The organism is Riemerella columbipharyngis (genome assembly GCF_900101995.1).
In the GTDB taxonomy this organism is placed as follows: domain Bacteria; phylum Bacteroidota; class Bacteroidia; order Flavobacteriales; family Weeksellaceae; genus Riemerella; species Riemerella columbipharyngis.
Genome location: NZ_FNAS01000004.1, coordinates 87,043 through 100,210 on the forward strand (window position 1 = coordinate 87,043; position 13,168 = coordinate 100,210).

Below are 13,168 nucleotides of genomic sequence, written 5' to 3' on the forward strand. Positions count from 1 at the left end.
AAGGAGTACTCAGAAGAGTACTCCTTTTTTATCATAGATATATTATTAATTATTTAGATAAGGTTCATTAGCTACACGTCCTGCCTGTAACTTTCTCCAGTTATAGCTTCCATCTTGAGAAGCATCACCACCTGTGAAAACACAAGCTTCAAAAAATCCTCCTCGGCTTGTTGTTACATAAATAATAGTCCCTTGGTTTACTCTACCACATTGATTCTCCCGTGGAGTAGTATTCCCCTGCAATCTAATCCCTTCAGGATTCACATGAAACTTAGCGGTTGCTGAAGCTGCATTAATATCAGGATCTGCTTCCAAATTATCAATACCTACCCCTACTTTTCCACTCGCTACAACAGTAAAAGCATCCTTTTTATTAGTAGGCAACCCAGCACCTACAGTAAATAAACGATTTGAACCCGTTGTATTATACTTACCGACTGCCACAGAGTAACTACTACCTTGGGTTGAAGTACCTTGCCCCATGGCTACTGAAAATGATCCCGCAGATGTTGTTCCAAAGCCCATAGCAACTGAATTATTCCCAGTTGCCCCAGTTCCTGGAGTAATAGCTCTACTTAAATCTACGGCATTTTCACCTAAAACACCATGTTCAACACTGCTATCACTTCTTCCAATGATAGATAATCCGTTTGAGCCACTTGCTTTTTCCAAACCTGTTCTAGAGATAACATTCCCTGCTATCGTGATACCAGTGCCTGCTGTATAGCTGGTGCCTCCGGCTGTTTTTACCCATTTTGTACCATTATAGAAATAATAGCCTTTTTCTGTAATGTCTGCAACAGTAGCTCCTGATCCGGCAGAAACGTCATTAACATAGACCAATGTACCCTCTACTGGAGTGCTTATATTAGCAACTCTCTGTTTGGTAAGTATAGGAACGATTATCCCCTCGTTGGTAGTTCCGTTGGAATCTTTTGCTTCTACTTGCAAAGTTGCTTTTGGGCTTTCTGTATTTATCCCTACTTTTCCCTGCTGTGCAGAAACTGACGCTGCAACAAATAAACCAATAGCCATTAAACCTGGCTTCAAAAATGTTTTCTTCATTTAATTAAAATTTTTGTATAATATGTCCTTGTTAATTCAATTACATTACTAATGGAAACTTAGCAAACTAAAGACTCAATCACCTAAAATTTGATGCAATGACATCTAATTGAGTCTTTATAATTTTCAATTCCAATCTGCAAATATATTAAAAATATTTTATTTCACTATTTTTTTTCAATTTTTAATGTAGTGTATTTAAGATCATTATTAAATATATAATCACAAGTATTTGTTTCTTGAAGGCAATAAATTATTTTAAAAAAGTTTTACATGAAGTCTTATTTTTTTCTTATATTCGCAGACTATTTTAATTCAAATTATTAATAGATGAAAAATTTCAATGAATATAACGGTCTGGATTTAATAAGTATAGCCCAAGATGTAGAGAGGTTTTGGAAAAAGAATGACACTTTCAAAAAATCTATGGAGATCAGGAAAGGAAATCCTGAATTTGTATTCTATGAAGGACCACCTTCCGCTAATGGTATGCCCGGAATCCACCATGTGATGGCAAGAACTATAAAAGATATCTTCTGCCGTTACCAAACCCAAAATGGGAAATTGGTGTTTAGAAAAGCTGGCTGGGATACGCACGGCCTGCCGGTAGAATTGGGGGTGGAGAAAGAACTGGGTATTGTGAAAGAGGATATTGGTAAAAAAATTTCTGTAGAAGATTATAACCAAGCTTGCCGTGATGCCGTGATGCGTTATACTGATGTTTGGAATAATCTTACCGAGAAGATAGGTTATTGGGTAGATTTGGAAAACCCTTATATCACCTACAAATCCAAATATATGGAAAGCGTGTGGTGGTTGCTGAAAGAGCTATATAAAAAAGGATTGATTTATAAAGGCTATACGATACAGCCTTATTCTCCAAAAGCAGGAACAGGGCTGTCTTCCCACGAGCTTAATCAGCCTGGTACTTATAGAGATGTTTCGGATACGACGATTGTAGCACAGTTCAAGGTAGAAAAAGAATCTACGGCATTGTTCAATGATGTGGACGGCGATGTACATATCTTAGCATGGACAACTACCCCTTGGACGCTACCTTCCAATACAGCTTTGACCATAGGAAAACACATTGACTATGTCTTAGTGAAAACCTTCAACCAATATACAGGTGAGCCTGTGAATGTGGTTTTGGCAAAAGTCTTATTGAATAAAAACTTTGGTAAAAAATACTTTGAGGGCAGCGATGAGCAACTGAGCCAATACAAGCTGGAGGACAAAACCATTCCGTATAAAATTTTTAAAGAATTTAGAGGAGCAGAATTAGTAGGAACTAAGTACGAGCAGCTTGTGCCTTGGTTTACTCCTGATGAGGGTGCAGAAAAAGCATTCCGCGTGATACCGGGAGACTTTGTAACCACCGAAGACGGAACGGGTGTCGTACATACTGCTCCTACTTTTGGTGCAGATGATGCCAGAGTAGCGAAAGAGAACGGAATCCCGCCAATGCTTGTAAGAGATGAAAGAGATAATTTGGTTCCGCTGGTGGATTTGCAGGGTAAATTTATTTCGGGAGAACGAGTACCGGAGCTTTTTGCCAATAAATATATTAAAAACGAATATTATACAGAAAACGCACCCGAAAAATCTTGGGATGTGGAGCTTGCCATATTGCTGAAAACAGAAAATAAAGCCTTTAAGGTAGAGAAATATACCCACTCTTATCCTCACTGTTGGCGTACGGATAAGCCTATTCTTTATTATCCGATGGACTCGTGGTTTGTAAAAATGACCACCGTAAAAGAGCGTTTGGTAGAGCTTAACAGAGAGGTGAATTGGAAGCCTAAGGCGACAGGAGAAGGGCGTTTTGCCAATTGGCTGGAGAATGTAAATGATTGGAATTTATCGCGTTCCAGATACTGGGGTATCCCTCTTCCGATATGGAGAACCGAAGATTTGAAAGAAGAAAAAATCATCGGCTCGGTAGAGGAATTTATTCAAGAAATAGATAAAGCCGTAGAGGCAGGCGTAATGGCAGAAAATCCTTATAAAGGTTTCCAAGTAGGAGATATGTCGGAGGAGAATTACGACAAAATAGACCTTCACAAAAATATAGTGGACGAGGTTATTTTAGTCTCTGATAGCGGAAAACCGATGAAACGCGAAACAGACCTTATAGATGTGTGGTTTGACTCTGGCTCTATGCCTTATGCCCAGCTGCATTATCCGTTTGAAAACAAATCTCTAATAGATGAGGGGGAAGCTTTTCCTGCGGATTTTATAGCGGAGGGCGTAGACCAGACAAGAGGATGGTTCTACACGCTTCATGCTATTGCCACTACGGTATTTGACTCTGTGGCTTACAAAAATGTAGTGTCAAACGGCTTGGTATTGGATAAGAACGGACAAAAAATGTCCAAGCGTCTTGGTAATGCAGTAGATCCTTTTGCCACATTAGAAAAATACGGTCCGGATGCTACCCGCTGGTATATGATTTCTAATGCCAATCCTTGGGAAAACTTAAAATTTGATATAGACGGAATAGACGAGATTAGGCGTAAATTCTTTGGGACATTGTACAATACTTACTCGTTCTTCGCCCTTTATGCCAATGTAGACGGTTTCCGATACGAAGAAAAAGAAGTAGAAAACCGCCCTGAGATAGACCGTTGGATTTTGTCGGAGCTTAATCTTCTTATCAAAGAAGTAAAAACGTTTTATGAAGATTATGAACCAACTAAGGCTACGCGTATTATCAATACTTTTGTTAATGACAATCTTAGTAATTGGTATGTAAGACTTTGCCGTCGTCGTTTCTGGAAAGGCGATTATACGGAAGATAAAATCTCTGCATACCAAACGCTTTATACTTGCTTAGAAACGGTGGCAAAACTATCTGCACCGGTAGCACCGTTTTTTATGGACAGACTTTATCAAGATTTGAATGATGTTACAAGCAGAGACCATGCAGAGAGCGTACACCTTACGGATTTTCCTATCGCAAATGATGCCCTGATAGACCAAGAATTGGTGGATAAAACGCATCTCGCACAGCAGATTACTTCTATGGTATTTTCGCTAAGAAAAAAAGAAAATCTAAAAGTAAGACAGCCATTGCAAAAAGTGATGATTCCTATTCTTGACAAGAAAATAGAATCTCAGATTTTAGATATTGCAGACCTTATAAAACAAGAGGTGAATGTGAAAGAGATAGAGCTTATAAATGCAGATGAGGCAAAAGACCTTATTGTGAAGCAAGTGAAACCAAACTTTAAGGCTCTTGGTCCTAAGCTCGGAAAAGATATGAAGATGGTGGGCAGTGCGATACAGAATCTATCTGCCGAGGCTATCGCACAGCTTGAAAATGAAGGGAAAATAAGCGTAGAAGGCTACGAAATAGGAATAGAAGATGTGGAAATATCGGCTAAAGACATTCCGGGCTGGACGATCGCTTCCGAGGGTAAAATTACTGTAGCTTTGGACTTGACTCTTACCGATGAATTAAGGGCAGAAGGTGTAGCGAGAGAGTTTATCAATAGAATCCAAAATTTGAGAAAAGAAAGCGATTTTGAGCTTACGGATAAAATTAAAATTCAGTTAACAAAAAATTGTCCATATTTGACCGCAATTTTGAACAATGAAAATTATATCTCATCTGAAGTGCTTTCATCTAAGATCGAAACAGTAGAAAACTTAGCCCAAGCCCACGAGATAGAAATAGACGAACAAAAATTTAGTGTAAATATAGAAGTAGTTTAACCCCTGTGGATACGCTGTGAAAGTAGCGTATCCAATTACAAAAAGCACACAAATATGAAAACAGAAAGACAACGATACAGTGATGAAGAATTACAGGAGTTTAAGGAGCTTATAGAAAATAAAATAGAAAAAGCAGAGAAAGATTTGGCACTCATTAAACAAAATTTTATTAATGACCAAAATAATGGTACAGACGACACTTCGCCTACTTTCAAAGCGTTTGAAGAAGGAGCAGAGACGCTTAGCAAAGAGCAAAATGCTATACTTGCGGGGCGTCAGGAAAAATTTATCAGAGATCTGAAATTGGCCTTAGTGAGAATAGAAAACAAAACCTATGGTGTATGCCGCGTAACAGGAAAGCTAATCAATAAAGAACGCTTGAAAGCAGTGCCTCACGCTACGCTGAGCATAGAAGCAAAAAATAAACAGAGATAGTTTGAAGAGGTGTCCTATGTAGAATATAGGATATCTTCTTTTTTAATTATGATTTTTTATAAATAAGAATGAAAAAAATAGCATTCATTACACTTTTGATATTATTCATAGATCAGGTAACTAAAATTTATGTCAAAACTCATTTTACTCTGGGGGAAAGTATTGAAGTTTTTGGACTGAAATGGTGGCGTTTTACTTTCGTAGAAAATCCGGGAATGGCTTACGGTGTCCATTTTGGAGGACTTTTAGGTAAATATTTACTTGTGATTATTCGTGTGGTAGTGATTGCCGTTATGTTGGTTTATTTTCGGAAGTGGCTTAGAGAAGGTGCTTCTAATTATTTTATTGTACCGATGGCAATGATTTTTGCGGGAGCTGTCGGAAATCTTATTGACGGAATGTTTTACGGAATGATTTTCAATAGTGGTACTACTTTTTCGGAAAGTATAAATCACTGGATTTCCTACGACGGGGTTTCTCGTCTTGTTCCTCTTGGACAAGGTTATTCCTCGTTTATGAAAGGCTGTGTGGTAGATATGTTCCATTTTCCGTTATTCAATTTTGATTTTGCAGGGCGGCATTTTGAGTTTTTTAGTTATATTTTTAATGTTGCAGATTCTTCCATTACTATAGGATTTCTTTTTCTTATTTTGTTCAAAAATAAGGCATTCCCTAATGGGTTTGATTTTTAGATGTGTTATTCTTGCAGATAACGCTCTTTCGGAATTTTGTTCTTGTACTCAAAATTTAGCTGAATGTGTTGTAACTTTGCAATCTTCACATTTGTAATGCTTTGGTATTTAGTCCTAAAAATATAATCTTGTGGTTTTCCCTTTTTATCTTTAATTGGGGAAGCGGACAGGTGTTTTCATGGAAAAATCCCAACTTAAAAAAAGACAGTACCCTTATAGACAGCCTCGTTGCTGAGAAGATTAATAAAGATTTCTTTACCAAAGATACTTTGGACTTTATAAAAAAACAGAACAAGCTCTATATAGACGAAGCGGTATTGGTAAAGAAAAATCCCGCACAAATGCTTTCGGACCTGAACGCAAAAGGAGCCATCATCCGAGGGGTAAATTTCGGTAATACGCAGGGGTCTTCTGTGCAGAGTTCTATGGATCTTCAGATTGCAGGCAAAGTGAGCAAAGATGTCTCGGTAACGGCAAGTATCTCGGATCACAATCTTCCTATACAGGCAGACGGCTATACACAGACTTTAGATGAGTTTGATAAAATTTTCATTCGCTTAAATATAAAAAAGAATACCATTATAAAAGCAGGGAATATAGAGCCGGAGAACCATACGGGCTATTTCTCCAAATACCAAAGAAGAAGTATGGGACTGGCTCTGGATACAAAATTGGGAACGGAAAATAGTACAAGGCTTAACCTCTCTGCAGGCGTATCCCGAAGTGAGTTCCACCGCATCAGATTTCAGGGAATAGAAGGCAGCCAAGGACCGTATAGGCTGACAGGAAAGAATGGCGAAACTTTCATTACCGTAATTTCCGGCTCTGAGCAGGTTTTCTTAGATGGTGTTCTGATGAAGCGGGGAAAAAGCCAAGATTACACGATAAATTATAATACCGGAGAAATTACTTTTACGAGTTTTAGACCTATTTATCAGCAAAATTTTATTACTGTATCTTACAATTATACCAATAGAAATTATACACGGTACCTCTTTACGGGTGGAGTGCAGCGGGATTTTGACAAGTTGAAATTAGGAGTGAGCTGGTTTTCGGAGAGTGATAATAAATTTGCCCCTTTATCTCTTGACCTTAGCGAGAGAGATGAGGAAATATTGGCAAAAGCAGGCAGCAATCCGGCACTAATGTATGCCCCTTCCGCTGCGGAAACAAACTACGACCCCAATAAAATTCTTTATAGGAAGGTAAGCCATCCCAATGGCGATTATTACGAATTTTCTACGGATTCCAGCCTTACTCTTTATCAGGTAGCGTTTACTTATTTTGGAGAGAACAAAGGGGATTATAAAATAAAACAAACCACCAACAATGGGCAGGTTTTTGAGTATGTAGGGGCAAATAATGGAGACTACTCTCCGCTGAGGAAACTTCCTGCACCACAAAAATCACAGATGATTTCTGCTCATTCGGTATATGAGATGGATAGAGGGAGAGTCGTTACGGATTTTTCATTGAGCAACTTTGATGCGAATACATTTTCTACTTTGGACAACCATCAAAATATAGGATATGCCGGACATATCTTAGCGGAGAAAACTTTTTCTAAAAATAATTGGACAGCTACCCCTAAGGTAGAATTTAGGCATATCAGCAGTCGTTACCATATTTTAGATAGAATTAATGATGTGGAGTTTGCACGAAATTTTAACCTCTCGCAGGAATTTAATCAACGGACGCAGAACCAATTGGTATTAGGAATAGATAATCACTGGGCAAAGCAGGGAAATCTCAGTTATCAATTTAATTTACTCAATGAAAGGTCGTCTTACAGAGGTGTGAAAAATGATTTTCAGTTTGACTGGAATACGCGGAGAACTTCTACTACGGCTTATTTTTCGCATTTGGGGACGCGTTCGCCGCTTCAGCATACCCGTGTAAAAGGTGGTACAGAATATAGACTATTGGGAGCAAAGGGCTTTTGGGCAGCAGGGGGAAGTATGGAATATAATGCTAAGCATCTGGATAACCTCAATACACTTGAGACCGACAGCTACAGCTGGAAAGAGCTTTTCGTACAAAAGAAAATAGGGGACAGCACCCGCACAAAACTTTTGGCAAAACTTTATTACAGAACAAATGATTCGGTGCAAAGCCGTCAGCTGAAAAAGGTAAATGATATTTTAGGTCTAATGGCAGAGAGTCAGATTATTAAAACAGAAAAATCTACGCTGAATGCCCAAGTCCATTATCGCAGATTTTTTATAAAAGATTCTTTAATAAAACAACGAACGGAAGATTTTATCTTGGGTAATATTCTCTACAGCCAACAGTTGTTTCGTAATGGGATGAGGCTCCAGGCATTCTATGAGCTGGGGAACGGCAGAGAGATTCTGAGAGATTTCCAATACATAAAAGTGCCGGCAGGGCAAGGGTTTTACAAATGGACGGATTATAGTGGCGACGGCATACAGCAAATAGACGAGTTCGAGATAGCAGAATACTCGGATTTGGCTCAGTATATCAGGGTTTATACCAATGCGATTAAGTATGTTCCGTCTAATAAAAACAAGTTGCAGCTGGCTCTGTTCGTCAATCCTGCCGTTATTTTTAATTCTGAAAATGACTTCCTCAAACGCTGGAACTTCAATCTTTCTATCTTCTCTCAAAACTCTTATTACAAAGGGAAAAGAACACTGGTGCTAAGCCCTTTTGAGAGGAATGCTTCGCAGATTCTTAAAAATCAAAATATATTGGGGAGCATACAGTTTAGTAATAATGAAAAATCAGGCTGGAACGGCAGCTATCAATTCATTAACAATAATAATATCATCAATGCCAACCAAAGTAACGAAGTGCAAAAAATGACTTCTAATACCCTGACGATAGGCTATTGGTTTAGCCGTCAGTTTCGTATAGATTGGGAAAACCGCTACCAAAATTCGGCTCATTTTTCGGAAGTTTTCAAGACACGGGATTATAAAATCAGACAAGCGGAAACCAAACCAAAACTCATCTATTCCCCTACGGATGCCATACAAGTAGAATTTTCTTCTTCGTATAAAGTGAAAAACCGCTTAGAGGCTTCGGATTTCCTCAAAGCTTATAATATCACTGGCTCTTTGCAGTGGTCTTTCAGCAGGACGGTGATTAGAGGTATGTTTTCTTTTATTAATAATGATTTCAGCGGCAACAGCAACAGTATCGTGGGCAATGTAATGCTGGACGGACTGAAACCGGGTAAAAACAAAGTCTGGACATTATATTTCCAACAGCCTCTCACAAGGCTCATTCAGATGAACCTCAACTATGAGGGGCGGAACTCAGGGGACAGGACGATACATATAGGCAGCGTCCAAGTCAGTGCCAATTTTTAACAATAAAACCGAAGCAAACCTCTTAAACTAAATATTATTTCTGAAGTTTCTCGCCGTAGCTTAAATCTCCGGCATCGCCCAATCCCGGTGTGATATAGCCCTTTGAGGTAAGGTTTTTGTCCATTGCACCTACCCAAATTTTTGCATTGGGATAAGCCTTTTGAACATTCTCTACGCCCTCTGTACTTGCTATGGCTGCCACTATGTGTAGTTGTATCGGGGTGCCGTGTGTCAATAAATCTTTAAGGGCTTCTATAAGAGAGGCACCAGTGGCAAGCATAGGGTCTGCTACAATTAGCGGACGCCCTTCTATACTTGGGCAAGTGAGGTAGTCTTGTTTAATGCTGAAATAGTCGTTGGTATCGTGTTTTCTATAAGCAGCTACAAAACCACAATCTGCCTTGTCAAAGTAATTAAGGACTCCTTGGAATAGGGGCACGCCAGCTCTTAGAATAGTGGTAATGACAGGCTGTACCGATATTGTTTTTGAAGTTATTTTATCCAAAGGTGTGGTGATTTCTACCTCCTCGTAGGGAAGCACTTTGCTGATTTCGTAGGCTGCGATTTCCCCTATCCTTTCCATGTTTCTGCGGAATTTCATTCGGTCCGTTTGTACGGCAGTGTTTCGGAGGTCGTTTATCCATTCGGTGATGAGAGAGCATTCTTTTGATAATATTGTAGCCATTTTTTTGTTGTGTTTAATAGTTTAATTTTTATAGTTGAACATTAGTTTTTCAATGTGGTATTTTAGTTTTAATCCTTTTTGCAGGATTTTGAATTTTCTCGGGGATTGTTCTTTGTAATATTTTTCTATAAAAAGTTCCATTGCACCGTAGAAATTATTGAGATAGGTGTGGTCTTTTTTAGTACTTTGCCCTTTATGGTGGAGGATGGAGAATGCCCCGTAGTAATAATTTTCAAATCCCATTCTGAGGAGTGTATAGCAGATATCTATGTCTTCTCCGTACATAAAATAACGCTCGTCCAGCCCACCGATTTCTTGGTAGGTTTTATTCTTAATCAGCATAAAAGCCCCTGTGATGACTTCCACCGGTGCTATGGTGTTTTCCTTTATGTCGTTTCTGTAATAGTTTTTTCGCTGGCTATGATTAGAAGAGAATGGAGAGAATATTTTTTCAAAAGAATTGATGACATTGGGTACAGAGCGTTTGCTTTCCGGTAAGAAAGAGCCTTTGGCATTATGCATTCGTACGCCTAAGCAACCGAAGTTTTGGCATTGGTCTGCAAACTTTATAATTTCGCTCATTCCTTCTTGCTCAAATTCCGTATCGGGGTTTAGAAGGAGTAAATATTCGCCCTTGGCGTGGCTGACGGCCTTGTTGTTGGCTTTGGAGAAACCCAAGTTGGAAGAAAACCCGATGAACTGTACTTTTGGGAACTCGTTGATGAGATTTTTCCAAGATTGGTCCGAGGAGTGGTTATCCGCTACTATTACTTCGTATTCTATGCCGTTTATAAATTTTTCAATAGACTTAAGGCAAGCCCTTAGCAGAGCCGTTACATTATAATTAACAATGATGATGCTTAGCTTCATACTTTAGCTTTCTTTGTAAGGAATTCTATTGATAATGGAACGCCCGAGAGAGATTTCGTCTGCGTATTCGAGCTCGTCTCCCACAGATATGCCTCTTGCAATATTTGTAAATGCGATAGGCAGGTGCTTGAATTTTTTGTAAAGATAATACGCTGTGGTATCTCCTTCCATAGTGGCAGGGAGGGCAAAGATAAGTTCTTCTATTTCTCTGGTATTAAGTTTTTCTTCCAAACTTGCAATATTGAGTTGATGCGGGCCGATGCCTTCCATAGGAGATATTACACCACCTAAAACCAAGTAGCGTCCCTTATACTTTCCTGTGTTTTCTATTGCTATTACATCTCTTACATCTTCTACCACACATAGTAGTTTGGTGTTTCGGGATTCATCTGCACAAATATCGCAGATATCGGCATCGGAAAAGTTGTGGCACTCTTTGCAATATTTAATGTCTGTAACCAAATGTTTAATAGCTTCTCCTAATGCGAGACCCTGTCTTTCTGGTTGTTTCAGAATGTGTAATGCCAAGCGTATAGCCGATTTTCTGCCAATACCCGGTAATCCGGATATTTCATCTACTACATTTTCTAAAACCTTACTCGGAAATTTCATACGGTTATCTATAATATTTACAAAAGTAATATTTTTTACGGACTATACCAATTGCTTGATGGAAAATAGACTAAATTAAGGTAATTTTATTTGATGGTAATTGACAAAAAGTTTTTGCATTAAGAAAATAATATGAAAAAATTCATAAATCTTGTATAACAGTATAAAAAAATATAATTTTGCAATATTAGCAGTGTAAGTATGGCAGGCATAGTTTGCATTTGTAGTTATGTTTTGTGCCGCATATGACTGATATGGCTAAAATGAAATAAACTTAATAAAATTATCAAATATGAAAACAAAATCATTACTTACGATGTTAATCACCTTGGTTTCATTCCTTACAATGCAGGCTCACAATATTTGGATAGAGACTTCTGCGGATGCTCAGATTGGAAAATCTCAAGAAGTGAAAGTGTTTTTTGGCGAATCGGATAGCGTAACGCCTACGGACCGCTGGTTCTCAAACATTAAAGATTTTGAAATATATGTAACCTCACCATCAGGAAAAAAAATCAAAATTGAAAATAAAACCAAAAATGTTAAATACTACAGTGTGAGCTTTGTACCGAAAGAAAAAGGAGTGTATGTCATCAGTTTGAAGCATATCGTAAAAGATATTTTCAGAAAAATGAAAATCACCTATCAGGCAGTGGCACTATGCTCTACCGATGCAGATGACGATTCGAAGAAAATATTGGGTGAAGCACCGCTGCAGCTGGAAATAGATGCTAAAAAATTAGAAATAGATGAAGAAAAAACATTTAATCTAGTACATGATGGCAAGAAAGAAAAGAGACAAAAAGCTGTAGTGGAAGCAGCGAATACTTGGACTAAGAATTTGTATAGTGACCAAGATGGGGAAGTACGATTTGTGCCGCTTTGGGAAGGAGGTTATCTTATAGAATATAGCTCTCAAAAAGACGAGAAAGGACTTTACAATGGACAGCCTTATGAAATAAATTATGAGATAATTACACTAAAATTAAATACGAAGTAGTGTTTTATATATTTTAGAGGGTAGTATATCATATTTATCCTCTTTTTATAGTGCTAAATTTATGTAAGACGAATATTAATGTGCAATTTGTATATTGAAATAAAAATATCTACTTTTGTAGTTGGATATTAAATGTTAATACTTATGATTTTTGAAAAATTAAACTTCCCACTGAATTTTACATTTAAAATTTCTACATTAGCAAATGATTTTACTATTGAAGATAGTTTGGGGAATTCTATAGGATATGTGCGACAAAAAATGTTTAAACTGAAAGAAGATGTCATAATATACGATAGTGATAAAAAAAATAAAGAACTTGTTAGAATAAAGGCAGACCGCTGGTTGGATTTCAATGCATCTTATTCTATTTCAGATGCAAAAATGGAAAATAAATATGGAAGGTTGGCTCGAAAAGGAATGAAATCTATATGGAAAGCACATTATGATATTATAGATGATAGTGAACAACTAAAATTTCATATAACAGAGAATAATCCTTTTGTAAGAATATTAGATGGCTTAGTGGGGGAAATACCTATTGTAGGATATTTTACAGGATATATTTTTAATCCAACTTACTCCGTTAAAGATAAATCAGGAAAGGAGTATTTCAAGTTGAAAAAAATGCCTTCTTTTTTTGGACGGAAATTCAGATTAGAAAAAATTTCTGATATAGACAGTAGAAATGAAACTTTAGTTGTATTATCTCTATTTATGATGATGTTATTAGAAAGAATGAGAGGATAAATAAAAA

Annotated in this window: 10 protein-coding genes; 6 read left to right on the forward strand and 4 right to left on the reverse strand. The window is 37.6% G+C overall.

Annotated elements, in window-relative coordinates:
* Nucleotides 1-45: 45 nt before the first annotated feature.
* Nucleotides 46-1,065, reverse strand: coding sequence for a hypothetical protein (locus tag BLS89_RS03580; protein ID WP_092736141.1), 1,020 nt, complete (start codon nt 1,063-1,065; stop codon nt 46-48).
* A 330-nt stretch (nt 1,066-1,395) separates the two neighbouring features.
* Here BLS89_RS03580 and ileS point away from each other — a divergent pair, with 330 nt between their 5' ends.
* The 4 genes from ileS to BLS89_RS03600 all read left to right on the forward strand — a co-directional run bounded on the left by ileS (nt 1,396) and on the right by BLS89_RS03600 (nt 9,244).
* The gene (gene ileS, locus BLS89_RS03585) at nt 1,396-4,782 is read left to right on the forward strand and encodes an isoleucine--tRNA ligase (RefSeq protein ID WP_092736142.1); all 3,387 of its coding nucleotides are present in this window, start codon (nt 1,396-1,398) and stop codon (nt 4,780-4,782) included.
* Nucleotides 4,783-4,836: 54 nt separating this feature from the next.
* Nucleotides 4,837-5,217: a TraR/DksA family transcriptional regulator gene (locus BLS89_RS03590; protein ID WP_092736143.1), complete on the forward strand. Its 381-nt coding sequence runs from the start codon at nt 4,837-4,839 to the stop codon at nt 5,215-5,217.
* 68 nt (nt 5,218-5,285) lie between these two features.
* On the forward strand, nt 5,286-5,909 hold the full coding sequence (locus tag BLS89_RS03595) for a lipoprotein signal peptidase (RefSeq protein WP_092736144.1): 624 nt from the start codon (nt 5,286-5,288) through the stop codon (nt 5,907-5,909).
* A gap of 341 nt (nt 5,910-6,250) precedes the next feature.
* Nucleotides 6,251-9,244: a hypothetical protein gene (locus BLS89_RS03600; protein ID WP_245688837.1), complete on the forward strand. Its 2,994-nt coding sequence runs from the start codon at nt 6,251-6,253 to the stop codon at nt 9,242-9,244.
* 34 nt (nt 9,245-9,278) lie between these two features.
* Here BLS89_RS03600 and upp read toward each other — a convergent pair whose 3' ends face one another.
* From upp to recR, 3 genes are read right to left on the reverse strand one after another with little or no spacing between them, the layout of a single operon-like run.
* The gene (gene upp, locus BLS89_RS03605) at nt 9,279-9,929 is read right to left on the reverse strand and encodes a uracil phosphoribosyltransferase (protein ID WP_092736145.1); all 651 of its coding nucleotides are present in this window, start codon (nt 9,927-9,929) and stop codon (nt 9,279-9,281) included.
* A 21-nt stretch (nt 9,930-9,950) separates the two neighbouring features.
* On the reverse strand, nt 9,951-10,799 hold the full coding sequence (locus BLS89_RS03610) for a glycosyltransferase family 2 protein (protein WP_092736146.1): 849 nt from the start codon (nt 10,797-10,799) through the stop codon (nt 9,951-9,953).
* A gap of 3 nt (nt 10,800-10,802) precedes the next feature.
* Entirely contained in the window at nt 10,803-11,411 is a 609-nt protein-coding gene (gene recR / locus BLS89_RS03615; RefSeq protein WP_092736147.1) for a recombination mediator RecR, read from the reverse strand.
* A 292-nt stretch (nt 11,412-11,703) separates the two neighbouring features.
* Here recR and BLS89_RS03620 point away from each other — a divergent pair, with 292 nt between their 5' ends.
* Both BLS89_RS03620 and BLS89_RS03625 read left to right on the forward strand, forming a co-directional pair.
* A complete protein-coding gene (locus BLS89_RS03620; RefSeq protein ID WP_143017719.1) occupies nt 11,704-12,411 on the forward strand; it encodes a DUF4198 domain-containing protein in 708 nt (235 codons plus the stop codon).
* A gap of 144 nt (nt 12,412-12,555) precedes the next feature.
* The gene (locus BLS89_RS03625) at nt 12,556-13,161 is read left to right on the forward strand and encodes an LURP-one-related/scramblase family protein (protein WP_092736149.1); all 606 of its coding nucleotides are present in this window, start codon (nt 12,556-12,558) and stop codon (nt 13,159-13,161) included.
* Nucleotides 13,162-13,168 lie beyond the last annotated feature (7 nt).